24 protein-coding genes and 1 pseudogene are annotated in these 24,099 nt (G+C 60.1%); 16 read left to right on the forward strand and 9 right to left on the reverse strand.

Going from position 1 to position 24,099, the window contains the following annotated elements; all coding sequences use genetic code 11:
* Positions 1 to 18 precede the first annotated feature (18 nt).
* Positions 19 to 702 carry a response regulator gene (locus BN1137_RS08645; RefSeq protein WP_050718216.1) on the forward strand — a complete coding sequence of 228 codons (684 nt, stop codon included), beginning with the start codon at positions 19 to 21 and terminating at the stop codon, positions 700 to 702.
* 4 nt (positions 703 to 706) lie between these two features.
* Here the strand turns inward: BN1137_RS08645 and BN1137_RS08650 are convergent, their stop codons facing one another.
* The gene (locus BN1137_RS08650) at positions 707 to 1,834 is read right to left on the reverse strand and encodes a multidrug effflux MFS transporter (protein WP_050718217.1); all 1,128 of its coding nucleotides are present in this window, start codon (positions 1,832 to 1,834) and stop codon (positions 707 to 709) included.
* Positions 1,835 to 1,926: 92 nt separating this feature from the next.
* Between BN1137_RS08650 and BN1137_RS08655 the strand changes: the two genes are divergently transcribed.
* Both BN1137_RS08655 and BN1137_RS08660 read left to right on the forward strand, forming a co-directional pair.
* Positions 1,927 to 2,688, forward strand: coding sequence for an AraC family transcriptional regulator (locus BN1137_RS08655; protein ID WP_050718218.1), 762 nt, complete (start codon positions 1,927 to 1,929; stop codon positions 2,686 to 2,688).
* A gap of 278 nt (positions 2,689 to 2,966) precedes the next feature.
* The gene (locus tag BN1137_RS08660) at positions 2,967 to 4,217 is read left to right on the forward strand and encodes a valine--pyruvate transaminase (RefSeq protein WP_050718219.1); all 1,251 of its coding nucleotides are present in this window, start codon (positions 2,967 to 2,969) and stop codon (positions 4,215 to 4,217) included.
* Between the two features lie 55 nt (positions 4,218 to 4,272).
* Here BN1137_RS08660 and BN1137_RS08665 read toward each other — a convergent pair whose 3' ends face one another.
* Both BN1137_RS08665 and BN1137_RS08670 read right to left on the reverse strand, forming a co-directional pair.
* Complete coding sequence (locus BN1137_RS08665; protein ID WP_050718220.1) at positions 4,273 to 4,713, reverse strand: Hsp20 family protein; 441 nt, start codon at positions 4,711 to 4,713, stop codon at positions 4,273 to 4,275.
* Between the two features lie 82 nt (positions 4,714 to 4,795).
* Entirely contained in the window at positions 4,796 to 5,209 is a 414-nt protein-coding gene (locus BN1137_RS08670; RefSeq protein ID WP_050718221.1) for an Hsp20 family protein, read from the reverse strand.
* Between the two features lie 269 nt (positions 5,210 to 5,478).
* On the opposite strand from BN1137_RS08670, the pseudogene BN1137_RS23155 reads away from it, so the two are divergent.
* From BN1137_RS23155 to BN1137_RS08690, 5 genes and pseudogenes are all read left to right on the forward strand, one after another.
* Positions 5,479 to 5,697: pseudogene (locus BN1137_RS23155) on the forward strand (MBL fold metallo-hydrolase); the annotation flags it as partial.
* 92 nt (positions 5,698 to 5,789) lie between these two features.
* Positions 5,790 to 6,059 (forward strand): hypothetical protein, encoded by a 270-nt coding sequence (locus BN1137_RS23160; RefSeq protein ID WP_408605538.1) that lies wholly within the window; start codon positions 5,790 to 5,792, stop codon positions 6,057 to 6,059.
* Positions 6,060 to 6,147: 88 nt separating this feature from the next.
* Entirely contained in the window at positions 6,148 to 7,110 is a 963-nt protein-coding gene (locus BN1137_RS08680; RefSeq protein WP_050718222.1) for a GlxA family transcriptional regulator, read from the forward strand.
* Positions 7,111 to 7,171: 61 nt separating this feature from the next.
* Positions 7,172 to 7,876 carry a helix-turn-helix transcriptional regulator gene (locus tag BN1137_RS08685; RefSeq protein WP_050718223.1) on the forward strand — a complete coding sequence of 235 codons (705 nt, stop codon included), beginning with the start codon at positions 7,172 to 7,174 and terminating at the stop codon, positions 7,874 to 7,876.
* Positions 7,877 to 7,940: 64 nt separating this feature from the next.
* Entirely contained in the window at positions 7,941 to 8,318 is a 378-nt protein-coding gene (locus tag BN1137_RS08690; RefSeq protein ID WP_050718224.1) for a VOC family protein, read from the forward strand.
* Between the two features lie 115 nt (positions 8,319 to 8,433).
* Here BN1137_RS08690 and gyrB read toward each other — a convergent pair whose 3' ends face one another.
* The 4 genes from gyrB to dnaA all read right to left on the reverse strand — a co-directional run bounded on the left by gyrB (position 8,434) and on the right by dnaA (position 14,508).
* Positions 8,434 to 10,848, reverse strand: coding sequence for a DNA topoisomerase (ATP-hydrolyzing) subunit B (gene gyrB / locus BN1137_RS08695; protein WP_050718225.1), 2,415 nt, complete (start codon positions 10,846 to 10,848; stop codon positions 8,434 to 8,436).
* Positions 10,845 to 11,948, reverse strand: coding sequence for a DNA replication/repair protein RecF (recF, locus tag BN1137_RS08700; RefSeq protein ID WP_050718226.1), 1,104 nt, complete (start codon positions 11,946 to 11,948; stop codon positions 10,845 to 10,847). The genes gyrB and recF overlap by 4 nt, the downstream gene beginning before the upstream one ends.
* A 2-nt stretch (positions 11,949 to 11,950) precedes the next feature.
* Positions 11,951 to 13,054 carry a DNA polymerase III subunit beta gene (gene dnaN / locus BN1137_RS08705; RefSeq protein WP_050718227.1) on the reverse strand — a complete coding sequence of 368 codons (1,104 nt, stop codon included), beginning with the start codon at positions 13,052 to 13,054 and terminating at the stop codon, positions 11,951 to 11,953.
* A gap of 83 nt (positions 13,055 to 13,137) precedes the next feature.
* On the reverse strand, positions 13,138 to 14,508 hold the full coding sequence (dnaA, locus tag BN1137_RS08710; protein WP_050718228.1) for a chromosomal replication initiator protein DnaA: 1,371 nt from the start codon (positions 14,506 to 14,508) through the stop codon (positions 13,138 to 13,140).
* 312 nt (positions 14,509 to 14,820) lie between these two features.
* Here dnaA and BN1137_RS08715 point away from each other — a divergent pair, with 312 nt between their 5' ends.
* The 8 genes from BN1137_RS08715 to mnmE all read left to right on the forward strand — a co-directional run bounded on the left by BN1137_RS08715 (position 14,821) and on the right by mnmE (position 21,070).
* Positions 14,821 to 15,579, forward strand: coding sequence for an amino acid ABC transporter substrate-binding protein (locus BN1137_RS08715; RefSeq protein ID WP_050718229.1), 759 nt, complete (start codon positions 14,821 to 14,823; stop codon positions 15,577 to 15,579).
* On the forward strand, positions 15,580 to 16,248 hold the full coding sequence (locus BN1137_RS08720) for an amino acid ABC transporter permease (RefSeq protein ID WP_157433685.1): 669 nt from the start codon (positions 15,580 to 15,582) through the stop codon (positions 16,246 to 16,248).
* A gap of 10 nt (positions 16,249 to 16,258) precedes the next feature.
* Positions 16,259 to 16,993: an amino acid ABC transporter ATP-binding protein gene (locus BN1137_RS08725; RefSeq protein ID WP_050718230.1), complete on the forward strand. Its 735-nt coding sequence runs from the start codon at positions 16,259 to 16,261 to the stop codon at positions 16,991 to 16,993.
* Positions 16,994 to 17,261: 268 nt separating this feature from the next.
* Positions 17,262 to 17,396, forward strand: a complete 135-nt coding sequence (rpmH, locus tag BN1137_RS08730) for a 50S ribosomal protein L34 (protein ID WP_005307156.1) — start codon at positions 17,262 to 17,264, stop codon at positions 17,394 to 17,396.
* On the forward strand, positions 17,396 to 17,755 hold the full coding sequence (gene rnpA, locus BN1137_RS08735; RefSeq protein WP_033129678.1) for a ribonuclease P protein component: 360 nt from the start codon (positions 17,396 to 17,398) through the stop codon (positions 17,753 to 17,755). The genes rpmH and rnpA overlap by 1 nt, the downstream gene beginning before the upstream one ends.
* Positions 17,722 to 17,970 carry a membrane protein insertion efficiency factor YidD gene (gene yidD, locus BN1137_RS21895; protein WP_010672280.1) on the forward strand — a complete coding sequence of 83 codons (249 nt, stop codon included), beginning with the start codon at positions 17,722 to 17,724 and terminating at the stop codon, positions 17,968 to 17,970. Before rnpA ends, yidD begins: the two co-directional genes overlap by 34 nt.
* A gap of 5 nt (positions 17,971 to 17,975) precedes the next feature.
* The gene (gene yidC, locus BN1137_RS08740) at positions 17,976 to 19,622 is read left to right on the forward strand and encodes a membrane protein insertase YidC (protein ID WP_050718231.1); all 1,647 of its coding nucleotides are present in this window, start codon (positions 17,976 to 17,978) and stop codon (positions 19,620 to 19,622) included.
* Between the two features lie 86 nt (positions 19,623 to 19,708).
* Positions 19,709 to 21,070, forward strand: coding sequence for a tRNA uridine-5-carboxymethylaminomethyl(34) synthesis GTPase MnmE (gene mnmE, locus BN1137_RS08745; protein ID WP_050718232.1), 1,362 nt, complete (start codon positions 19,709 to 19,711; stop codon positions 21,068 to 21,070).
* 68 nt (positions 21,071 to 21,138) lie between these two features.
* On the opposite strand, the gene fhuB is transcribed toward mnmE, so the two are convergent.
* The gene (gene fhuB / locus BN1137_RS08750) at positions 21,139 to 23,121 is read right to left on the reverse strand and encodes a Fe(3+)-hydroxamate ABC transporter permease FhuB (protein ID WP_050718233.1); all 1,983 of its coding nucleotides are present in this window, start codon (positions 23,119 to 23,121) and stop codon (positions 21,139 to 21,141) included.
* Positions 23,118 to 24,086 carry an ABC transporter substrate-binding protein gene (locus tag BN1137_RS08755; protein WP_050718234.1) on the reverse strand — a complete coding sequence of 323 codons (969 nt, stop codon included), beginning with the start codon at positions 24,084 to 24,086 and terminating at the stop codon, positions 23,118 to 23,120. The genes fhuB and BN1137_RS08755 overlap by 4 nt, the downstream gene beginning before the upstream one ends.
* Between the last annotated feature and the right edge of the window lie 13 nt (positions 24,087 to 24,099).

Below are 24,099 nucleotides of genomic sequence, written 5' to 3' on the forward strand. Positions count from 1 at the left end.
TTCATGGCTGGAGGCTAGATGGCCCATATTCTGGTCATTGACGATGAAGCGGCGATCCGCCGTTTTCTGCGCATCAGTCTGATCGCCGAAGGCCACCAGGTCAGCGAGGCGGTCGGCGTCAATGAGGGGCTGGAGCAGTATCGCCACCTCAACCCCGATCTGGTGATCCTGGATCTGGGGCTGCCCGACGGAGACGGCATTCAGGTATTGAAAGCCATTCGGGAACATCACCAACATCCGGTGCTGGTGTTGTCGGCGCGGGATTCGGAGCAGGAGAAGGTGCGGCTGCTGGATGCGGGTGCCAACGACTACATGAGCAAGCCGTTTGGCATTGGGGAGATGATGGCGCGGATCCGCGTGCTACTGCGGCAACGGGCCGGGGTCAGCAGCGGCGAGTGCCGCCACTTCCCGCTCTGTGGCCTGAGCCTGGATACCAGCAGCCACAGGGTGAGTCTGCACGATGAGGAGATCCCCCTGTCGCGCAAGGAGTTCGCCCTGTTGCAGGCGCTGGTGTGCCACCCCGGCAAGCTGGTACTGCAGACCCAGCTGCTCAACGATATCTGGGGACCAAGCCACAAGGAAGATACCCACTACCTGCGTATCGTCATCGCCAGCCTGCGCAAGAAGCTGGGCGATAATCCCCAGCAACCCAACCTGATCGAAACCGAGTCCGGCATCGGCTACCGTTTTATCGGCAGTTGATGTTTCACGTGGAACGACGGTAGCCACACAGCAGCGCCAACAGACCACAGCCAAAGAGCAGCAAACCCAGGTCCTGCACCGCCGCCGCCACGGCCAGCCCCAAGCTAAGCAGCAGGTAGTAAGCCAGCCCGAACAGGGCGCCAGCACTGCCCGCCACCTCGCGGTAAGCCAACAAGGCCTGACTGAGCACATTGGGGATGGCGATACCGAAGGCCACCACTGTGCCCATCATGGGCAGCAAGAACCAGAGTGATGCCTGACTCATCCACACGGCGAGGCCAGAACCCAGCGCCAGCGACACCGCCAACCGGATCAACGAGGATGGTAACCATCCCTTACCCAACAACCGCTTGTTCAACAGACTGCCGATCAGCGTCGCCAGTGCCAGCACCAGGCCGGAGTAACCGAACTCGCGGGTCGTCAGACCCAGTCCGGCAAAGATGAACGGCGCCAGGCTGTAGTAGCCAAACAGCATGGTGTTGAACAAGGCCACCAGCAGTGCACTACGCCAGAGTCCAGCATCCCCCACCATTCGCCGCACCAGCGGCCACAAGGCCACTCGAGTGGTGCTCACTGGGCGGGTCTCCGGCAATCGCCAGCAGGCAAGCAGCCCCAATACCATGGCCAATAGCATCAAGCCACCGAATACACCGAGATAGCCAAATTGATCGGCCAGCAGGCCACCACTCACCAAGCCCAGCACCGGGCTGAGAGAGAGCGCAACCCCCATCACCGAGAAGACACGTGCCAAATCACTGCCCTGATAGCTGTCACGCAGCATGGTCTGGGTGACCACGGATCCCACGGCGGCACCAAAGGCCGAGATGACCCGCGCCAGCAACAAGGTTTCGAACTGATGGGCCAGCAGCGCCAGCAGGGTGCCTACCCCATAGGTCAGCAGACCGGTCAACATGGCCGGGCGCCGCCCGATGAGATCGCAGAGTCGACCCCAGCAGACCACCCCCACCGCAAACGCCAGAAAGTAAACCGACAGAGTCTGGGATGCCTGCCCGTCACTCACCCGAAACTGGCTGGCGATATGGGTCAGTACCGGGCTATAGATGGTCTCCACTATCTGGGGAAACATCATCAACCCGACCACTAGCCAGAGTGGTGGCAACTTGTTGTTCATGACAAACCTCCTTCATAAGAGGCTGCCAGTCTAGAGAGAAGCAGGATGTCTGATTACAATAAGCTGGACTATAAACATCAGAAATCAGACAAATGGCCTTTATTCTACCCGACAGCCCCTTTGACCCCGACCGACTGACGGGTAGCCTGCTTGGCATCGCCTCCGATCTCGGCTGGCATGACTCGGGCCTGCACCAGCATCAACGCCACCAGCTATTGTTCGCCCAGACCGGCTGTATGAGCATCGAGCTGGATAACAGGGTCTGCCTGCTTCCCCCCAGTCGGGCTGCCTGGATACCCGCGGGGGTTCCCCATCGAGTACTGATGCGCGGAGTCGTCGCCTACCGCTCCCTCTATTTCAGGCCACGACCCGAGCTGCCCGCCGGCGTGCAGGTCATCGCCGTCAACCCCTTGCTGCGGGAGATCATCGAGCGGATGGCGTTCTGGCCATGGGACAAGCCGGAGGTGGAGCAGCTCAGCATGGTGGCACTCTTCTTGGAAGAATTGGCGCAATCGCCACGGGAATCCTGGCAGTTGCCGCTGCCGGCAGATCCACGTCTGACGACCTGGCTACAGGAGCTAAAACGCAGTGACGCCCTGCCCGCTCGGCTCAACCAGCTGGCCGAACGGGTGGGTGCCAGTGACAAGACCATTGGCCGCATCTTCCTGCGTGATACCGGTATGAACTATCAGGCCTGGCGGCAGCAGTGGCGATTGCTGCGCGCCATGGAACTGCTGGCCGACGCCACCCCCATCAGCCAGGTGGCTGGCCAACTGGAATTCTCCAGCGACAGCGCCTTCATCAGCTTCTTCAAGCAGCACACGGGACAGACTCCCAGCGCGTGGGGAAGGTAGCCGCCATTACGGATGCCTACACCCTGCGGGCATTCGATGGGTTACAACAGGCTGTCTCCAGAATTTTTATAAGCCAATGATTTTATTTAAATTAATCATCATTCGGATATGAAGAGTAAAATATATCCATTTCGGATTAGGAATTTTCAAATCCCCGATTAGCCTCCCGATATCAGGGCCATGTTCCACGTGAAACGTCCGGTTTTTTTGATCGACACCCGCTTTTAAACTGAGCTATGGTGCTACATCCCCGCAACCAAATCTGGATCCGTCACCGAATGGAATTTTCCTTGTTCGGCGAGAAGTTCACTCGCCATGCCGGCATTACCCAACTCATGGATGACCTTAATCAGGGGCTGACCAATCCGGACGCCATCATGCTGGGTGGCGGCAATCCGGCCCCCATCCCCGCCATGCTGGAGCGCTTTCAAACCGAAGCCAAAAACCTGCTCGACAATGGCGAACTGGTCAAAGCCATGGCCAACTACGATGGCCCGCAAGGCAAGGACAGGTTCACCAAGGCGCTGGCCGCCCTGCTCAACAGAGAACTGGGCTGGGACATCTCGGCCCTCAACATCGCCCTGACCAACGGCAGTCAGAATGCCTTCTTTTATCTGTTCAATCTGCTGGCCGGTGAGTTTGCCGATGGCCGCAAGAAGAAGGTGCTGTTCCCCCTGGCCCCGGAGTACATCGGCTATGCCGACTCGGCGCTCGCTGACGACCACTTCGTTGCCTACAAGCCCACCATCGAGAAGTTGCCCGATGGTCAGTTCAAATACCATGTGGATTTCGAAAGCCTGGAGGTCGGTGACGACATCGGGGTGATCTGTGTCTCCCGCCCGACCAACCCGACCGGCAACGTGCTGACCGATGAAGAGATCGAGCATCTGGATCAGATCGCTCGTGACAAGGGCATCCCGCTGCTACTCGACAATGCCTATGGCGTGCCCTTCCCCGGCATCATCTTCAGCGAGGCCAAGCCATTCTGGAACGCCAACACCATCCTCTGCATGAGCCTCTCCAAGCTGGGCTTGCCGGGCACTCGCTGCGGTATCGTGATCGCCGACGAGAAGATCATCCGGGCCATCGCCAACCTGAGCGGCATCATCAATCTGGCCCCTGGCAGTCTGGGCCCGGCTCTCACCATTCCGATGATCGAGAGCGGCGAGATCATCACCCTGAGCGAACAGGTGGTGAAGCCGTTCTACCGACAGAAGGCGGAGCTGGCGGTGCAGCTACTGCGCGAGGCGATCCCGGATCCCCGCTTCCACATCCACAAGCCGGAAGGTGCGCTCTTCCTCTGGCTCTGGTTTGAAGACTTGCCGATCCACAGTCAGACCCTCTACGAGCGGCTGAAGGAGAAGAACCTGCTGATCGTGCCTGGCCACTACTTCTTCCCCGGCATTAATGATCCTGCCTGGCGCCACAGCCAGGAGTGCATCCGCCTCAACTACTCCCAGAGTGAGGAGCTGGTGCGCCGTGGTGTCGCCATCCTGGCCGAGGAGATCAACGCTCTCTACGCCAACTGAGCCAACCCTAGAAAACAAAAAGGCCTGCAATCGCAGGCCTTTTTTCTGTCGGCACTTAGTTGGGCAGTGCCAGGGACTCGTTTTGTCCGATGGGAATGGCGCGGGGCTTGAGCGCCTCTGGCAGCTCACGGGCCAGGTCGATGACCAGCAGGCCATGCTCCAGTCGGGCATCTCGTACCTCAACGTGCTGGCTCAACTTAAAGGCGAGCTCGAAGTCACGCTCGGCAATGCCCTGATGGAGGAACTGACGCTCCCCTGATGCTGGTGCCTTGCGGCCCTTCACCTTGAGGGTACCGTTCTCGGTCTCCAGCTCCAGCTCTTCACGTTCGAAGCCGGCCACCGCCAGGGTGATGCGGTAGCCATCTTGCTCCCGCTTCTCGATGTTGTAAGGGGGATAAGCCACTGTCTTTTGATCGAGCAGGCCTTCCAGCTCACGGGCCATCCGCTCGAAGCCGACGGCATTGGAATAGAGATGAGACAAATCGAAGTTACGCATAATCCTATCCTTCTAATAAGCAACAGGTTGTTATCTTCTCAGGCCCATTATCGGCACCCGGGAAGCGTGGTCAGGTACTGGGTTAGCCGTTGATTTCAATCTTGCGCGGCTTCATCGCCTCAGGCACTTCACGCACCAGGTCGATGTGCAGCAAACCATTTTTCAGGTCAGCCCCTTTCACTCGCACATAGTCGGCCAACTGGAAGCGGCGTTCGAAGCCCCGCTCGGCGATGCCCTGATAGAGATAGCTGCGATCGCTTTCGGCCTGCTTGCTCCCCTTCACCGTCAGCAGGTTTTCCTGGAAGCTCAGCTCCAGCTCTTCCTGGGTAAAGCCCGCCACCGCCATGCTGATGCGGTAGTCGCTGTCGCCCAGCTGCTCGATGTTGTAGGGGGGATAACCGGCATTGCCATTGCTGGCCGCAGATTCGATGAGATTGGCCAGACGATCGAAACCGATGGCAGAACGATAGAGCGGAGAGAAGTCGATAGAACGCATAGTATTACCCTCTTGTGAGCGATAACGGATTGTTTGCCCTCCATTTGGACGGGCGCCTGGTCGAAACCTCTATTGAGCGTTCCGGCCTTGTTACCTATATAGGGGTCAGCTTTTTGCTTTCAAGGGCATTTTTTAAAAAATTTTTCCCGGTTCACTCTCGAGATGCAATTTGGCCCGATTGCGATGATTATCGGCCCACGGGCCACTCATGGCTCGCCTCGCCCGGCGCCATACTGGTTGCACATCCCCACACCGCACCCGAGGACGCCATGAAAATCACCCAGGTTCGCAACGCCACCCTGCTCATTCACTACGCCGGGATCCGCTTCCTGATCGACCCCATGCTGGCCCCCAAGGGAGCCTATCCCGGCTTCGAAGGCATGGCCAACAGCCACTTGCGCAACCCCCTGGTCGAGTTGCCGCTGCCCATGGTGACCCTGCTCGAGGTGGACGCCGTGATAGTGACCCATGATCATCTGGACCACTGGGAGAGCGGCTGGGCGAGGTCTGTGGGGTGGTCTTCTCCCATCCCGCGGAGAAGACTCTCTACCTGGCCGGCGATACGGTCTGGAACGAACAGGTGGCCCAAAGCCTGAGACGCCACACACCCGAGGTGGTCGTACTCAACTGTGGCGATGCCCATATTCCGGGGCTCGGCGCCATCATCATGAACAAGGAGGACGTGCTGGCGGTGTACCAGGCCGCCCCGCAGGCGACCCTGATCGCCAGCCATCTGGAGGCCGTCAATCACGCCCTGTTGTCACGGCGCGAGTTGCGTGGCTATCTAGGCGCACAGGGCATGGATCACCGGGTGCGGGTGCCGGAGGATGGCGAAATCCTGGAGCTGTGAGCAAGCGGGCCATGGGACCATATGGCCCTTCGTCTTTACGCGACCAGAGACTATCATCCTTGTGCAACGAGCAGAGGAAGCCATCATCATGTCCATCCCGATAGTCGCCGTGGTGACCTTCGATCAGTTCAGCCCTTTTCATTGTGCCGTGCCCTGCCTCATCTTCGGCGACATGATGATGCCGGGTCAGCCCCTGTTTGAACTCAGGCTCTGCGCCGGCGATGCAATCCACCAGCCCGGCTCCTCACAAGGCTTCTACATTAATCCCCCTCATGGGCTCGAAGCCCTGGCCGAGGCGGATATCATCATAATTCCCTTCTGGCGGGATCCGGCGGAGCGCCCGGCCCAGCCCTTGCTCGATGCCCTGGTGGCCGCTTATGACAGAGGCGCCCAGGTGGTGGGGCTCTGCCTCGGCACCTATGTGCTGGCCTACGCCGGCTTGCTGGAGGGGCGCAGAGCTTCCACCCACTGGGAGTACGAGCAGGACTTCATGCACCGCTTTCCCGGCGTGCGGCTCGATACCAATGCCCTCTACGTGGACGATGAAAAGCTGATCACCTCAGCTGGCACGGCGGCCGGGCTGGATTGCTGCCTCTACCTGGTGCGCCAGCATCATGGCAGCCAGATCGCCAACAAGCTGGCAAGGCGGCTGGTGGTGCCACCCCATCGAGAAGGCGGCCAGGCCCAGTTCATCGAGCAGCCGGTACCCTCCTCCACCCGGGATGCCAGGATGAATCAGCTACTGGACCATCTGCGCGGCCATCTGGCGCAGCCCCACAACCTGGACAACCTGGCGGAACACTGCCTGATGAGTCGGCGCACCTTCACCCGCCGTTTCCAGCAGGCGACCGGCCTCTCCGTCGGTGACTGGTTGCTGGCCGAGCGGCTCAGGCGCAGCCAGGAGTTGCTGGAGTCCAGCTCTCACTCCATGGAGCGCATCGCCGAGCTGGTGGGATTGAAGACGGCCACCAGCCTGCGCCAGCACTTTCGCACACGCTTCGGGGTGTCTCCGAGCGAGTGGCGCCGCACCTTTCGCGGCGATAGAGTGTAACGCCACCCTCGCCGAGTCATCCGTCCGTTGAGAGCCATCACAGATCCCAAGGAGCCACACCATGTCCCGTTCCGAACGCCTGCTCGCCCTGCTCCAGCAGCTGCGTGGTCATCGCTACGCCATCACTGGCACGGCTCTCGCACAAGAGCTGGGCATCAGCCTGCGTACCCTCTATCGAGATATCGCCACTCTGCAAGCCCAGGGGGCACAGATTGAAGGGGAAGCCGGCATCGGCTATGTCCTGAGACCCGGTTTCACGCTGCCACCCCTGATGTTCAGTGAGGAGGAGCTGGACGCCCTGGTGCTGGGGTCCCGATGGGTGGCAGAGCATGCGGACAGAGACCTGAGCACAGGCGCCCGTAGTGCGCTGGCCAAGATAGAAGCCGTGCTGCCCGCCGAGTATCGACAGCAGCTCCAGGCCAATGCCCTACTGATCGGCTCCTACCGCACCACGGAGAGCACGGACGAGACGCAGTTGCGCAGCGCCATCCGCCAGCAGCGCAAGGTGACCCTCGGCTATCGCGACCTGAAGGAGGCACTCTCCGAGCGCACCGTCTGGCCCTTCGCCCTCGGCTACTTCGACAAGGTGCGGGTGTTGATGGCCTGGTGTGAGCTACGCCAGGACTTTCGTCATTTCCGGGTCGATCGCATCGACCATTTGCAGCTGGAGGCGAGCCCCTATCCCAGGAGCCCGGCCCTGCTGCTCAAGGAGTGGCGGGCCAACCAGCAGATCCCGCAACCGGGATTCATTGCTGACAGAAACTGACACCCCGGGCGGCCATGCTGATGGGGTCGGCGCAGTGCGCCATCCCCCAAGCAAGGAGTGTCACATGCATATCCCCCAATTCAGCATCCTCTATGTCGCCAATCCGGTTCACAGCGCCCGCTTCTACCGCGAACTGTTCCAGCGCGCACCGGTAGAAGAGTGCCCCAGTTTTGCCATGTTCGTGTTCGAGTCGGGCGCCAAACTGGCACTCTGGGCCAGAGAACAAGTCGAGCCGGCTGTCACTCAAGAAGCCGGTGCCATGGAGCTGGCCTTCCCCCTGCCCGATGATGCCTGTATCGATGCTTGCTTTGCCAAGTGGCAGGCCGACGGCTTGACCATAGCGCAGCGCCCCACCCGGATGGAGTTCGGCTACACCTGCGTGGCACTGGACCCTGACGGCCATCGCCTTCGCCTCTACAGCCCGGCTCCAGAATTAGCCTGATGCTAACGGCATCGGAACGAGTGTTTCACGTGGAACGTGGCTCTTATGCCCAGCCCTGAAAACAAAAAGCCGGTCACAAGGACCGGCTTTTTTATATCGCGATGATAGAGTCGAATTAGACGTCGAGGTTGGCCACGCGCAAAGCGTTGGTCTCGATAAAGTCACGACGCGGCTCGACCGCATCACCCATCAGGGTGGAGAACAGCTGATCGGCACCGACGGCATCATCGATGGTCACGCGCAGCATGCGGCGCGCTTCCGGATCCATGGTAGTTTCCCACAGCTGTTCCGGGTTCATCTCACCCAGCCCTTTATAGCGCTGGATGTAGATGCCGCGCTTGCCTTCACCCATCAGCCAGTCGACGGCTTCCACGAAGTTGGCGACCGGTTTGACCTTCTCGCCACGCTTGATGAAACCGCCGTCCTCGATCAGGTTGGCGATCTCCTTGCCCAGAGAAACCAGCTGACGGTATTCACCGGACTGCAGGAAGTCGTAGCTGATCGGGTATTCGCGATCGACACCATGCTGACGTACCACGGCGTGCGGCACGAACAGGCTGCGCTCTTCGTCGCGACGGACCTGGATCTGGTACTGGATGCCGTGGTTGCTCTCGTTGAGAACGGCTTCCATGGCCAGGCACCAGGCCAGCAGATCGCTTTCGCTGGCCAGCAGTGCTTCGTTCAACTCAGGCTGATAGATCAGCTGGGTCAAGACGGCGTCCGGTGCACGGCGAGACATGCGGGAGATCAGGTGAGAGACGGCGCGATGCTGATTGACCAGACGCTCCAGCGCTTCACCACCGATGGCCGGGGCAGATTCGTTGACGTGCAGGGTCGCACCATCCAACGCCATAGCCGTCTGGTACTGCAGCAGCGCATCTTCATCTTTCAGATACTGCTCCTGCTTGCCCTTCTTGACCTTGTACAACGGCGGCTGGGCGATGAAGACATAGCCACGCTCGATGATTTCCGGCATCTGGCGGTAGAAGAAGGTCAGCAGCAGAGTCCGGATGTGCGCACCATCGACGTCCGCATCGGTCATGATGATGATGTTGTGGTAGCGCAGTTTGTCCGGGTTGTACTCGTCACGACCGATGCCACAGCCCAGGGCGGTGATCAGGGTGCCCACCTCTTGCGAGGAGATCATCTTGTCGAAACGGGCCTTCTCCACGTTCAGGATCTTGCCCTTGAGCGGCAGTATGGCCTGGTTCTTGCGGTTGCGACCCTGCTTGGCGGAGCCGCCAGCAGAGTCCCCTTCCACTATGTAGAGTTCAGACAGGGCCGGGTCTTTCTCCTGGCAGTCTGCCAGCTTGCCGGGCAAGCCAGCGATGTCCAGCGCACCCTTGCGGCGAGTCAGTTCACGCGCCTTGCGGGCCGCCTCACGGGCACGGGCCGCATCGATGATCTTGTTGACCACGATCTTGGCATCGCCCGGGTTTTCCAGCAGGAACTCACCGAGCTTCTCACCCATCGCCTGTTCGACGGCGGTCTTCACTTCGGAAGAGACCAGCTTGTCCTTGGTCTGGGAGGAGAACTTGGGATCAGGCACCTTGACCGAGATGACCGCAATCAGACCTTCACGCACGTCGTCGCCACTGGCGGCCGACTTGGCCTTCTTGCTGTAGTCCTCTTTATCCATGTAGGTGTTGAGGGTACGGGTCAGTGCGGTACGGAAGCCCACCAGATGAGTACCACCATCCCGCTGCGGGATGTTGTTGGTGAAGCAATACACCCCTTCCTGATAGGCGTCGTTCCACTGCATGGCGACTTCGACGCCGATGCCATCCTGCTCGGTGGAGAAGTGGAACACCTTCGGGTGGATCGGGGTCTTGTTCTGGTTCAGGTATTCGACGAAGGCCTTGATGCCGCCCTCGTAGCAGAAATGCACCTCACGGCCATCACGCTCGTCTTGCAGACGGATAGACACGCCTGAGTTGAGGAAGGAGAGTTCGCGCAGGCGCTTGGCCAGGATCTCGTAGTGATACAGGGTATCGCTGAAGATGGTAGGGCTTGGCCAGAAGCGTACTTCGGTACCGGTGCCGGAAGAGCTGTCGCCGATCTGCTTGAGCGGTGCCTGCGGCTCGCCCAAGTGATAGGTCTGCTCGTAGACATGGCCGTTACGACGAATGGTCAGCAGCAGCTTGTCGGACAGGGCGTTCACCACGGAGACGCCCACGCCGTGCAGGCCGCCAGACACCTTGTAGGAGTTGTCATCGAACTTACCGCCTGCGTGCAGCACGGTCATGATGACTTCGGCGGCGGAGCGGCCTTCCTCTTCGTGGATGTCGACCGGGATGCCCCGACCGTTGTCACGCACGGAGACGGAACCGTCTGAATGGATCTTGACCAGAATATCGGAGCAGTAGCCAGCCAGAGCCTCATCGATGGAGTTATCGACGACTTCAAACACCATGTGGTGCAGACCCGAGCCATCATCCGTGTCGCCGATGTACATCCCCGGGCGCTTGCGGACCGCATCCAGGCCCTTCAGCACCTTGATATTCGAGGAGTCGTAAGTATTTTCACTCATAGCTTACTCTCTGCCTTCTCTAACGTTTCGGAGATCTTGCCTTGTTCCACGTGGAACAACTTGCAGTCATTCGCATCCATCATGTCTGCGAGCTGACCGGTATCGATGGCGGTGATAAACACCTGGGACGCACACTGCTTCAGCCTTGCGGCCAGCAAGCGGCGCTTGTCGACATCCAGTTCAGAGGCAAAATCGTCAATTAAAAAAATACAGCCGCGGCTGCTATGTTGATTCAAATAGAGCCCTTGGGCCAGTCGCATGGCACAGACCAACAACTTCAGCTGACCCCTGGACAAAATATCCTGAGCGGGCACCCCGTTCGCCTTGAGTCGCACATCGGCCTTCTGTGGGCCTACCCCTGTGTAACCCAGCGAGCGATCCCGCTCAAACCCCGCCTCCAGCAATTCGCCGAGGGGGCGGTCTTTCTCCCAGCCCCGGTAGAAACCGAGACTGATGTCGAATTCCGGCAAGAAATCCGCCGTCATCTCCTTGATCAGGGGCGTAATGGCCTGACAATAACTGGCGCGAAACGCTGCTAATTCAGTCCCCAGCCGTACTAACTCCTGATCCCAGAACGCCAACTGGCGATACTGACTGCTCTGACGCAGCAAGGCATTACGTTGTTTCAGTAGCCGCCGCACTCGTCCCCACAGGGAGAAGAAGGTCGGCTCCTGATGAAAAACACCCCAATCCAGCCAGGCACGGCGCGCCTGGGGCCCACCGGTCAACAGATTGAAACCATCGGGATGGATCAACTGCACCGGTAGCAACTCGGCCAGCTCGGCCAATCGCTGGGCCTGAGCCCCGGCGATCTTGAGCTGGGTCTCGCCGCTCTTGTCCTTGGCGAGGCCGATGGGCACCTGACGCCCCTCCAGTTCGCACTGGGCAAACAGGGTGAAGGCCCGCTCCCCCTGGCGGATGACCCGCCCGGTCAGGTGAGTACGAAAGGAACGACCGAGACCGAGATAATGAATGGCTTCCAGCACGCTGGTCTTGCCGCTGCCGTTGCACCCGACCAGGATGTTGAGGCCGGGGGACAGCTTGAGACTGGCCTGCTGGATATTGCGAAAGTCACTGAGCTGAAGTTTGACCAGGGACACGACTAGATCCGCATCGGCATCACCACGTACTGAGCATCTTGGCTGTCAAAATCCTCAATAATGGCACTGCTGATGGAATCGCTCAGGCTGATCCGGATCTGGTCACATTTTAACGTATTCAGCACGTCCAGCACATAGGAGACGTTGAAGCCGATCTCCATCTCGCTGGCCTCGTATTGTACGTCAAGCAGCTCTTCCGCTTCTTCCTGTTCCGGGTTGTTGGCGGTGATGCGCAGCAAATGTTGCTGCAAATTGAGACGCACCCCACGGAATTTTTCGTTGGAAAGAATGGCGGCGCGGGCGAAGGCCTGGCGCAGATCCTCACGACCGGCGATCAACGCCTTGTCGCTGTTGCGCGGAATGACCCGGCGCCAGTCCGGGAAGCGGCCATCTACCAGCTTGGAGGTGAAGATGAAGCCATCCAGCGCGGCGCGCAGGTTGCTGCGGCCGATCTGCAGCCGTACCGGCTTGTCTTCCGCCTCAAGCAGGCGCACCAGCTCAAGCACCCCTTTACGGGGCAGGATAACCTGATGATCGGGCAGCGATTCTTGTACCACTTCACGACGGCAGGTGGCGAGACGGTGACCGTCGGTTGCGACGGTGCGCAGGCCATGGCCTTCGCTCTCGAACAGCATGCCGTTCAGGTAGTAGCGCACGTCCTGGCTGGCCATGGAGAACTGGGTCGCATCGATCAGCTTCTTCAGTTCCAGCTGACTGATGTCGAATTCGAGCACGGACTCCCAGTCCTCGATATTCGGATACTCGGTCGCCGGCAGGGTCGACAGATTGAAGCGGGAGCGGCCGGAGCGGATGATCAAGCGTTCGCCTTCGGTGCTGAGGCGAATGTCCGCCCCTTCCGGCAGGCCACGGCAGATATCCAGCAGCTTGCGGGCCGGCACTGTGGTGCGGCCATCCTGGCTGTCGCTGTTGAGATAGACCTGACCGATCATCTCCACTTCGAGGTCGGTACCGGTCAGGGATAGCAGACCGTTGCTGACATCGAGCAGGACGTTGCCGAGGATCGGCAGGGTCGGCCGGCCACCCAGGGCACCGGACACCAGTTGCAGAGGACGTAACAGGGCCTCACGGCTAATTTCGAGCTGCATCTGTGCTCTCCGTTGTGATTAGGAGGAAAAGGTTCGGATCAGGTTGGAATATTCACACTGCATCTGTCCACTCCGTTCCGTTATCAGGAAGAAAGGGTACGGATCAGGTTGGAATAGTCTTCCTTGATGTCGTGACTCTCCTCCTTCAGCTGCTCGATCTTGCGGCAGGCATGAAGAACGGTAGTGTGGTCACGGCCACCAAAGGCATCCCCTATCTCCGGCAAACTGTGGTTGGTCAGCTCCTTGGCCAGTGCCATCGCCAGCTGGCGTGGACGGGCAACGGAGCGTGAGCGGCGTTTGGACAGCAGATCCGCCAACTTGATCTTGTAGTACTCCGCCACCGTCTTCTGGATGTTGTCGATGGTGACCAGCTTCTCCTGCAAGGCCAGCAAGTCGCGCAGCGCTTCACGCACGAAATCGATGTTGATGGCACGGCCGGTGAAGTTGGCGTTGGCGATGACCCGGTTGAGGGCCCCTTCCAGTTCACGGACGTTGGATCTCAGTCGCTTGGCGATGAAGAAGGCGACTTCGTCCGGCAGGTGGATCTGGTTCTCGTCCGCCTTGCGCATCAGGATCGCGACGCGGGTCTCCAGCTCGGGCGGTTCGATCGCCACGGTCAGGCCCCAACCGAAGCGGGACTTGAGACGATCCTCCACCCCGTTGATCTCTTTCGGATAGCGATCCGAGGTCAGGATGATCTGCTGGTTACCTTCGAGCAAGGCGTTGAAGGTATGGAAGAACTCCTCCTGGGAGCGCTCCTTGTTGGCGAAGAACTGGATGTCATCGATGAGCAAGGCATCGACGCTACGGTAATAACGCTTGAACTCTTCAATGGCGTTATTCTGCAGCGCCTTCACCATGTCCTGGACGAAGCGCTCGGAGTGCATGTAGATGACTTTGGCGTCTTTCTTGCGCTCTTTGATGGCATTGCCAACGGCGTGCAGCAGGTGGGTCTTGCCCAGACCGGTGCCACCATAGAGGAACAGCGGGTTATAAGCGCCACCCGGATTGTCGGCCACCTGACGGGCCGCCGCACGGGCCAACTGGTTGGACTTACCTTCGACGAAATTCTCGAAGGTATAGTTCACGTTGGTGTTGCTCTTATGGTTCGGCTCGGGCTTGGTTTCCGCCTTGCTTTCCCAACTCTTCTGCAAGTTATTCACAGGCGCAGCACCACGCGCCGGCGCTCTTGCGACCGCGACGGGATGGGGACGATTACCTATGTCAAAACGCAGGGTGGGACCATCGACGCCACAGAGCTCATTGATGATGCCGTTGACCCGGAGCAGGTACTTGTCGCGTACCCAATCCAGAACGAAGCGATTAGGTGCATACAGGGTCAGAGTATTGTCACTCAACTCCGCTTGAAGCGGCCGGATCCACATGCTGAATTCTGCCGAGGGCAACTCATCTTGCAGCCGGTTTAGGCACTGCTGCCATAGCGAAGCAGTCACTCTAGACTCCCGTCAATTGATTAACTAAAGACCGGCTATTCTACGTTTTTAGCGGCTGGATCTCTAGTTGCCGCCACGCGGATCCAGCAAATAAGATCCTTGACTTTCAAGGATCCAGCGCCCCAGGATCTGATTTCATCCCCAAAGTTACCCACAGCTACCAGCTGGGGTGTGGACAGAATGATTCGGTGCTGCTGCGGTTATTTTATATAACCAAATATCATTTATTCTTTATATTTTATTCCAATAACATCTGCGCCAACCCGTGATTACAACTAAAAATACAAAACAATATAGAGAGAGAGGAATCCCATGACATCCACTATCAAACTGATCTCCGGCGCAGCCATTTTGCTGGCCACCCTGTCTGGCCAGGCGGTTGCCCAGGAAACCATCAAGGTCGGTATGTCCGGCAAGTATTTCCCGTTCACCTTCGTCAAGCAGGACAAGCTGCAGGGCTTTGAGGTGGACATGTGGAACCAGATCGGTGAGCGCACCGGTTACAAGGTAGAGTTCGTCACCGCCAGCTTCTCCGGCCTGTTTGGCATGCTGGAAACCGGTCGCGTCGATACCATCTCCAACCAGATCACCATCACCGACGAGCGCAAGGCCAAGTACGCCTTCTCCCAGCCCTATGTCTATGACGGCGCCCAGATCGTGGTGCGCAAGGGCAACAGCACCATCCACGGTCTCAAGGATCTGGAAGGCAAAACCGTCGCGGTGAACCTCGGCTCCAACTTCGAAGAGCTGCTGCGCAAGAATGATCCGAACAAGAAGATCGATGTCCGTACCTATGACTCCAGCTTCGAGCAGGATGTGGCCCTGGGCCGCATCGACGCCTTCGTGATGGACCGCGTCTCCACCGCCCAGCTGATCAAGGAATCCAAGCTTCCGCTGCAACAGGCCGGCAAGCCGTTCGAGACCATCGAAAACGCCCTGCCCTTCCTGAAGACCCCGGAAAAACAGGCCGTGCTGAAGAAGGTTGATGATGCCCTGACCGCCATGCGCAAAGACGGCTCCCTGACCAAGATCTCGGAAAAATGGTTCGCAGCGGACATCACTAACAAATAAATGATGGAATTCGACCTCGAGTACACACTCGGGCTGTTCCCCATCCTGCTCAAGTATCTGGGCACCACGATGGAAATGGCCCTGTGGGGATTCGTATTGGCACTCGTACTGTCGCTGGCCCTGGCGATAGTACGGGTGTTTCGCGTTCCCGCAATTCACTGGCTGGCGATGCTCTATATCTCGTTCTTCCGAGGTACACCCCTGCTCGTTCAGCTGTTCCTGCTCTACTACGGCCTGCCGCAACTGTTCCCCATCTTCGTGGGAATGGATGCCTTTACCGCCGCCATCATCGGCCTGACCCTGCACTTTGCCGCCTACATGGCCGAGTCGATCCGGGCTGCCATCCTGGGGATCAACAAGAGCCAGATGGAAGCTGCCCTCAGCATCGGCATGAGTCGCTATCAGGCGATGCAGAGGATCATCCTGCCCCAGGCGGCGCGCATCGCGACCCCATCGCTGATGAACTACTTCATCGACATGATCAAGAGCACCTCGCTCGCCTTCACCCTGGGCGTGGCGGAGATCATGGGGAAAGCGCAGATGGAAGCCGCCTCCTCCTTCAAGTTCTTCGAGAGCTTCATGGCGGTGGCCCTGGTCTACTGGGTGGTGGTCATCTTCTTCACCCGCTTGCAGCATCTGCTGGAAGTGCGTCTCAACCGCGCCTACTGAGGAACAACTCATGATCAAACTGAGCGGCCTCACCAAGGCGTTTGATGACAATGTGGTGCTCAACAGCATCGATCTGGAGGTCAAGAAGGGGGAGATAGTGGTCATTATCGGCCCCTCCGGCACCGGTAAATCGACCCTGCTGCGCTGCCTCAACCTGCTGGAGACACCGGATGCGGGCCAGCTTGCCATCGATGATCTGCAGCTCAACCTGGCCCACGCCGACGAGAAGCAGGCCATCGAGCTGCGCAAGCGCACCTCCTTCGTGTTCCAGAACTACGCCCTGTTTGCCAACAAGACCGCGCTGGACAACATCGCCGAGGGTCTCATCACCGTCTGGAAGCAGCCGAAGGCAGAGGCCCGCGCCACCGCGCTGGGCATCCTCAAAGACATTGGCCTCGCCGATAAACAGGATGCCTACCCGGCGTCGCTGTCCGGCGGCCAACAACAGCGGGTAGGTATAGGTCGCGCCATGGCGGCCCATTCCAAGGTGATCCTGTTCGATGAGCCTACCTCGGCGCTCGATCCCGAGTGGGTCGATGAGGTACTTGGCCTGATGAAACAGCTCGCCAGCCAGCACCAGACCATGGTGGTGGTGACCCACGAGATCGAGTTTGCCCGTGATGTCGCCGATCGGGTGATCTTCATGGAGGGGGGCCGGATCGTGGAACAGGGCCCACCGAGCCAGATATTGGTCGATCCGCAGGATCCCCGCACCCGGGAGTTCCTGCGAAAAGTACTTAAATAGCTCTCTCTTTGGCGGCTTTGCCGCCTTTTTTATTGAGGGATCCTTGTTTAACCCCGGGTTGCCAGTATAATTCGGGCCCTTGATCCTTCGGATCCTGTCAGCTTTCACTGCCTCTTTAGGAGTTAGCGCAAGATGAGGGGGTACGGCGGATTGACTGGAAGCCGAACTCTGTTTAGAATTCGGCCTCTTTTGCTAGTCGTCACACGCTATAGCTGGCGCGTCGGCTAAGTGTGACAATCAAAACTGTACAGAAATACGGAATCGAATCATGAAACGTACTTTTCAACCGTCCAACCTGAAGCGTAAGCGCTCTCACGGTTTCCGCGCTCGCATGGCTACTGCCAACGGTCGCAAAGTTCTGGCCGCTCGTCGTGCCAAGGGTCGTGCCCGCCTGGTAGTCTAATGCCTACCCAGCACACCTTCTCTCGGGAGTTACGTCTGTTAACTCCCGAACACTTCAAACGCGTTTTCGCCGAGCCTGTCCGGGCCGCTTCTCCGCAAATTACGCTTCTTGCTTGCCCCAATACCCTCGAACACCCCCGTCTTGGCCTCGCTGTGCCCAAAAAAGCACTCAAGCGTGCCGTCTGGCGTAACCGTGTCAAACGAGTGGTGCGGGAAAGCTTCCGTCTCAACCAAGCCAATCTGCCCGCTATCGACATCGTCGTTATCGCCAAGGGTGGCGTCAAAGAGATGGATAACGAGGAGTTGTTCAAGTTACTGGAAAAGCTATGGCGCACTCTGTCACGCCGTTGCAATGGGTAGCTATCAAACTGATACGCCTGTATCAGCTAATCATTAGTCCCCTGCTCGGGCCGCGCTGCCGTTTCACTCCGACTTGTTCCCAATTTGCGATAGAAGCCATCCGACTTCACGGTTTCATAAAAGGCGTTTGGTTAGCTAGCAAACGTCTATTAAAATGCCATCCCTTATCCGAGGGTGGTTATGACCCGGTTCCGCAACCAAAGCGAAGAAACTGAAGACTATGGAATCACAACGCAATTTACTCCTGATCGGTTTGCTGTTCGTGAGCTTCTTGCTCTGGCAACAGTGGGAGTCCGACAAGGCTCCGAAGCCGGCCCCGACTACCGTGGCCCAAACCGAACATTTCGTACCTGAAGCCGGTCAGACCGGTGATATTCCTCAGGTTTCCGAGCAAGCCAACGCCACTACCGCACGCAAGCTGGTCACCGTCTCCTCCGACGTGCTCAAGCTGACCCTGGATACCCAGGGCGGTGACATCGTCTCTGCCGAGCTGCTGGCCCACAAGCTGGAAGAAGGCAAGGAACAGGCGTTCACGCTGCTGACCAGCCAACCTGCGCACATCTATGTTGCCCAGAGCGGTCTGGTGGGTCGTGATGGCCCGGACAGCCAGCCTCAGGGTCGTCCTACCTATGAAGCCGCCCAGACCAGCTATCAGCTGGCCGACGGTCAGGATCAAGTCGTGGTTCCCATGACCTGGACCGACAGCAAGGGCGTGGTCTTCACCAAGGAATTCGTGCTCAAACGCGGTGACTATGCGATTGGCGTCGATTACAAGATCGACAACAAATCTGCCGAGCCGGTTCAGGTGCAGTTCTATGGTCAGCTGAAGCAGACCGTGACCACACCGAAGGATCAGGAAGGTCATGCCATGGTGGCCAGCGCCTACCGTGGTGGTGCCTTCTCCAGCGAAGACACCCGCTACAAGAAGTACACCTTCGACGAGATGAAGGATGCCGACCTGAACAAGACCACCAAGGGTGGTTGGGTCGCCATGCTGCAACACTACTTCGTCTCTGCCTGGGCGCCGAATGCCGACGATACCAACAGCTTCTACAGCCGCGTGATCCCGGGTAAAGACCAGGCCATCATCGGCTACAAGGCACCGCTGGTTGACGTGGCTGCCGGCCAACAGGCCGAAGTGGGCAGCAAGCTGTGGGTGGGTCCCAAGCTGCAAGACCAGATGGCCAAGGTGGCAAACCACCTCGACCTGACCGTCGACTACGGCTGGCTCTGGTTCATCGCCCAACCGCTGCACTGGCTGCTGACCGTGTTCCACGGTTTCGTCCAGAACTGGGGTGTGGCCATCATCATGCTGACCCTGCTGGTACGCGGTATCATGTTCCCGCTGACCAAGGCCCAGTACACCTCCATGGCCAAGATGCGCATGCTGCAACCCAAGCTGGCTGCGCTCAAGGAACGCTTCGGTGACGATCGCCAGAAGATGTCCCAGGGCATGATGGAGCTGTACAAGAAGGAGAAGGTCAACCCGCTCGGTGGCTGTCTGCCGATCCTGGTGCAGATGCCTATCTTCATCGCCCTGTACTGGGCACTGATGGAATCGGTTGAACTGCGTCATGCGCCGTTCGCCCTGTGGATCACCGACCTGTCGGTGAAGGACCCCTTCTTCGTGCTGCCAATCCTCATGGGTGCTTCCATGTGGTATCTGCAGAAGATGAGCCCGACCACCATCACCGACCCGATGCAACAGAAAGTGATGCAGTTCATGCCGATCATCTTCACCTTCATGTTCCTCTGGTTCCCGGCAGGTCTGACCCTGTACTGGCTGGTGAGCAACGTCATCTCCATCACCCAACAGACGATTATCTATCGTCAGCTGGAGAAGAAAGGCCTGCATACCCGCAGCTGATCTTGCTTTCGATGACAAAAGAGGCGGCCTTAGGGCCGCCTTTTTTATTACAATGTCCGCAATCACCGAACTGACGAGCCAAGCAAATGACAACAGATACGATCGTGGCCCAGGCCACCGCCCCCGGCCGGGGTGGCGTCGGCATAGTCCGGGTCTCCGGCCCCGCCGCCCAGCGGGTCGCCGAGGTGGTACTCGGCAAGCTGCCCAGGGTACGTTACGCCGAATATCTGCCGTTCAATGACGAGCAGGGTCAGCCGCTGGATCAGGGCATCGCCCTGCTGTTCAAGGCCCCCAACAGCTTCACCGGCGAAGACGTGCTGGAGCTGCAGGGTCACGGTGGCCCCGTCATCCTGGACATGCTGATCCGCCGCATCCTGCAGATTGACGGCATCCGCCCCGCTCGCCCCGGCGAGTTCAGCGAGCGCGCCTTCCTCAACGACAAGCTGGATCTGGCCCAGGCCGAGGCCATCGCCGATCTGATTGAAGCGTCAAGCGAGCAGGCCGCCCGCAGCGCCATGCACTCCCTGCAGGGCCAGTTCTCCGGCAAGATCCAGCAGCTGGTAGAGAGCCTCACCCGGTTGCGGATCTATGTAGAAGCCGCCATCGACTTCCCGGATGAGGAGATAGACTTCCTCTCCGACGGCAAGGTGGCCGGCGATCTGTACACCATCATGGACGAACTGGATGCCGTGCGCGGTGAGGCCAAGCAAGGCGCCCTGCTGCGGGAGGGGATGAAGGTGGTGATCGCCGGTCGTCCCAACGCCGGCAAGTCGAGCCTGCTCAACGCCCTGGCCGGGCGCGAGTCCGCCATCGTCACCGAGATCGCCGGCACCACCCGCGACGTGCTGCGCGAGCACATTCACCTGGATGGCATGCCGCTGCACATCATCGACACCGCCGGCCTGCGTGACACCCAGGACAAGGTGGAGCAGATCGGCATCGAGCGCGCCTGGGCCGAGATCGAGCAGGCTGACCGGGTGCTGTTTATGGTGGATGGCACCACCACGGCGGCGGTTGACCCGCGCGAGATCTGGCCGGAATTTGTTGATCGGTTGCCAAAAAACATCGGCCTCACCGTGGTGCGCAACAAGGCCGATCTGACCGGTGAAGACCTGGCACCGAGCCAGGAGTTGGGCCACGCCGTCTACCGTATCTCCGCCAAAACCGAGCTGGGGCTGCCTGCGCTGCGTGAACACCTCAAGGCCTGCATGGGCTTCCAGGGCAATACCGAGGGGGGCTTCATGGCCCGTCGTCGCCATCTGGATGCACTGGAGCGCGCCGCCGAGCGGCTGCTGGTGGCAAAGGAACAGCTGGAAGTGTTCGTGGCAGGGGAGCTGGTGGCCGAGGAACTGCGCCTGGCGCAGGAGTCCTTGAGCGAGATCACCGGCGAGTTCAGCTCGGACGATCTGCTGGGCCGCATTTTCTCCAGCTTCTGCATCGGCAAGTAAGTCGCACGACAGACAATAAAAAGCCCGGGGTTATCCCGGGCTTTTTTGTGCGTTTTTTATTCTAAAACCTATAGCCGGCGCAGGCACCACATGAAGTAAGCGCCCCCTAACAGGGTGGAGACCAAGCCGACCGGTACTTCTTGCGGGAACAGGACTTGTTGACCTATCCAGTCCGCCGAGACCATCAGCAAGGCGCCGCAGCCCGCCGCCCCGAGCAGGTGCCAGCGCGCCCTCACCAGCCCCATCAGCTTGGCCATGTGCGGCGCCAGCAGGCCGGCGAAGGAGAGCGGGCCTATCACCATGGTCGCACTGGCGGTCAGCACCGCCACCAGCAGCAGGATGACGAGCTGGGCGCGGTTAAGGCGAATGCCGAGCGCCGTCGCCACCGCCGGCCCCATCGGCATCAGATCCAGCCAACGGCTCACCAGCAGACAGACCCCCAGCATCAGCACCGCCAGCACAGCCAGCGCCACGGCCACCGGCTGGGTGACGTAATAGGTGGAGCCGGACATCCAGGAGAGCAGCTGCTGCACCCGCAGATCGCCGTTGGCCAGGGCGATGGCCTGCAGCGGCTCAAACAGCGCCGTGATGGCGATGCCGGACAGCAAAATCCGCTCAGGCTGGAAGCCATGCTTGCGGTTGATCAGCACCAGCAGCAGCAGGCAGCCAAAGGCGCCCACCAGCCCGCCCAGCAGCATCATGGACAGCGGCAAAGCCGGCAACAGCAAGGCTGTCGCGATCACCCCCATAAAGGTGCCACCGCTCACCCCCAGCAGCTCCGGGCTCGCCATGGGGTTGTTGCTGACTCGCTGCAACAGAGTACCCGCCAGCGCCAGCAGCACGCCGGCTGCAGCGGCCGCCAGGGTACGTGGCAGGCGCCACTCCAGTTGGGCCTGCCATCTGAGCCAGCTCGGCCAACCCCAGCCACCCATCCCCTGCCCGAACAGCAGGGAGGCCAGCATGGCCACCACCAGCGCAGCCACCAGCAGGCCGATGAAGCGGGCCGGCGCCGGATGCCGCTCCACCACCAGTCCACTGGCCGATTTAGGCGTCGACGACTTGAAGGTGAGGCGCGGGATCAGCCAGAGCAGCAGTGGCGCCCCCAGCAGTGCCGTCATGGCACCGGTCGGGATCAGCACGGGCCAGAAGCGGGTCAGGGATTGCAACAACAGATCGGTGGCCGCCAGCAGCAAGGCTCCCAGTACCGGTGCCCACAGCAGCCGCAGGCCGAGCCGCCTCACCCCCAGCATCCGCACCATGACGGGGGCCGCCAGCCCGATAAAACCGATGAGCCCCACCACGCTCACCACGCAGGCGGTGATGAAAACCGCGAGGCCGAGCCCGGCGAAGCGCAGGTGCTTGAGGGAGACCCCCAGGCTGCGGGCGCTGGCATCGTCCAGCTCCAGCACCGCCAGCGGGCGGGTCAGCAGCGCCGCCAGCACGCCGGCCACCAGCAGCCGTGGCAACAGGTAGCCGACCCCGCTCCAGCTGGTCTGGGCCAGTGAGCCGCTACCCCACACCAGCAGGCCCTTGAGCTCCTCCTGAAAGAACAGCAGCAACCCCAGGCTGACGGCCGCCAGATAGAGGTTGATCACCAGGCCCGCGAACACGATGACCACAGGGTTGAGCTGACGACGCCAAGCCAGGGCAAACACCAGCCCCATGGCGAGGCTCCCCCCCAGCATGGCGATCCACTCGCGCCCGATCAGCAGCCAGCTCGGGGCAAACAGGGTCACCACCATCAGCGCCAGCTGGGCACCGGAGGCGACCCCCAGGGTGGTCGGTGAGGCGAGCGGATTGCGCAGCACCTGTTGCATCAGGGTACCGGCCAGCCCGAGGGCGGCGCCGGCCAGCAGGCAGATCGCTAGCCTCGGCAGCCAGCTGAAGTGGATCACCGCCTGACGGGCATCGTCCAGTTGTGGCGAGAACAGGGCCTGCCACCAGAGCGCTTGCGGCAGCTGGTGGGCCAGATCCCAACCAGCCAGCACACCTATCAGCAACAGCAGGAACAGGCCGGGCCTGAGCAGGGCCGCGGGAAGAACGTGATTCATTGGATGGCCCCCTTGGCGGTCACCTGAGTTGCCGGATCGGAGGACCTATCCTCTTGCAAGGCGCCACTCAACAGATCGGCGAAGCGGCGGGCGGCGAGCAGGCCACCGAAGCTCCAGACGGCGGGCAGGTGTAACACCTTGCCCTGCTTCACCAGCGGTAGGTGCTGCCACAGTCCCGGCTCCTGCAGCCGTTCACTCACCCCGACCGGAATGGGATCGACCACCACCAGTCTGGCTTCCGGCAGCGCCAGGAACTGCTCCAGGCTGACCACGGAGAAGCCCCAGGCATTGGTCTCCCCCTGCCAGGCGTTGCGCAGCCCCAACCGGTTCATCACCGCCTCGAACAGGCTGTGACGGCCGAATACCCGCACATGGCGCTCGTCGATAAATTGCACCAGCAGCAAAGGGGGAATATTGGCAGGAAGTTGTCCCTTCATCCGTGCCAGATCCCGCTCCAGCACGGCGAGCTGACGCTCGGCCTCGGCGGTTTTGTTCACCAGCGCGGCTATGGTCAGGGTCGCCTCGTGCAGCCGCTGCCACAGACCCGCATCGGGTTCATAGAGGGCGATGGATTGCACCGGCGCAATGTGGGACAGGGTGGGTTCCAGCGATGCCATCAGCGGCGAGATGAGGATGAGGTCGGGTTTGAGCTCCGCCAGCAGCTCGCGGTTGGGTTGCATGCGCAGGCCTATATCCACCACCTCGGCGGGCAGCCTGGGCTCCCCCACCCAGGCGCGGTAGGATTCCACATCCCCCATGGCCAGCGGCGTGACGCCGAGGGCCAGCAGGGTTTCCGCTATGGTCCAGTCAACCGTCGCGATACGGGGAGTGGATTGGGCATCCTGTTTGATCACTGCAGGCTTGCCGCTATCCTGCCCGGTAGCGATCGGCTTGGCCGGTTCGGCCTGCAACAGCAGCGGTGCCAGCAGGCAGCAGAGCCAGCCCGTTTTTTTCAATAAACGCATCGAGATGGCCCCG

This window comes from Aeromonas tecta, assembly GCF_000820185.1.
In the GTDB taxonomy this organism is placed as follows: domain Bacteria; phylum Pseudomonadota; class Gammaproteobacteria; order Enterobacterales; family Aeromonadaceae; genus Aeromonas; species Aeromonas tecta.

Coding starts and splice junctions, on each gene's coding strand:
- BN1137_RS08645 (WP_050718216.1), top strand. CDS start 19: ATGGCCCATATTCTGGTCATTGACGATGAAGCGGCGATCCGCCGTTTT.
- BN1137_RS08650 (WP_050718217.1), bottom strand. CDS start 1,834: ATGAACAACAAGTTGCCACCACTCTGGCTAGTGGTCGGGTTGATGATG.
- BN1137_RS08655 (WP_050718218.1), top strand. CDS start 1,927: ATGGCCTTTATTCTACCCGACAGCCCCTTTGACCCCGACCGACTGACG.
- BN1137_RS08660 (WP_050718219.1), top strand. CDS start 2,967: ATGGAATTTTCCTTGTTCGGCGAGAAGTTCACTCGCCATGCCGGCATT.
- BN1137_RS08665 (WP_050718220.1), bottom strand. CDS start 4,713: ATGCGTAACTTCGATTTGTCTCATCTCTATTCCAATGCCGTCGGCTTC.
- BN1137_RS08670 (WP_050718221.1), bottom strand. CDS start 5,209: ATGCGTTCTATCGACTTCTCTCCGCTCTATCGTTCTGCCATCGGTTTC.
- BN1137_RS08680 (WP_050718222.1), top strand. CDS start 6,148: ATGTCCATCCCGATAGTCGCCGTGGTGACCTTCGATCAGTTCAGCCCT.
- BN1137_RS08685 (WP_050718223.1), top strand. CDS start 7,172: ATGTCCCGTTCCGAACGCCTGCTCGCCCTGCTCCAGCAGCTGCGTGGT.
- BN1137_RS08690 (WP_050718224.1), top strand. CDS start 7,941: ATGCATATCCCCCAATTCAGCATCCTCTATGTCGCCAATCCGGTTCAC.
- gyrB (WP_050718225.1), bottom strand. CDS start 10,848: ATGAGTGAAAATACTTACGACTCCTCGAATATCAAGGTGCTGAAGGGC.
- dnaN (WP_050718227.1), bottom strand. CDS start 13,054: ATGCAGCTCGAAATTAGCCGTGAGGCCCTGTTACGTCCTCTGCAACTG.
- BN1137_RS08715 (WP_050718229.1), top strand. CDS start 14,821: ATGACATCCACTATCAAACTGATCTCCGGCGCAGCCATTTTGCTGGCC.
- BN1137_RS08720 (WP_157433685.1), top strand. CDS start 15,580: ATGATGGAATTCGACCTCGAGTACACACTCGGGCTGTTCCCCATCCTG.
- BN1137_RS08725 (WP_050718230.1), top strand. CDS start 16,259: ATGATCAAACTGAGCGGCCTCACCAAGGCGTTTGATGACAATGTGGTG.
- rpmH (WP_005307156.1), top strand. CDS start 17,262: ATGAAACGTACTTTTCAACCGTCCAACCTGAAGCGTAAGCGCTCTCAC.
- rnpA (WP_033129678.1), top strand. CDS start 17,396: ATGCCTACCCAGCACACCTTCTCTCGGGAGTTACGTCTGTTAACTCCC.
- yidD (WP_010672280.1), top strand. CDS start 17,722: ATGGCGCACTCTGTCACGCCGTTGCAATGGGTAGCTATCAAACTGATA.
- yidC (WP_050718231.1), top strand. CDS start 17,976: ATGGAATCACAACGCAATTTACTCCTGATCGGTTTGCTGTTCGTGAGC.
- mnmE (WP_050718232.1), top strand. CDS start 19,709: ATGACAACAGATACGATCGTGGCCCAGGCCACCGCCCCCGGCCGGGGT.
- fhuB (WP_050718233.1), bottom strand. CDS start 23,121: ATGAATCACGTTCTTCCCGCGGCCCTGCTCAGGCCCGGCCTGTTCCTG.
- BN1137_RS08755 (WP_050718234.1), bottom strand. CDS start 24,086: ATGCGTTTATTGAAAAAAACGGGCTGGCTCTGCTGCCTGCTGGCACCG.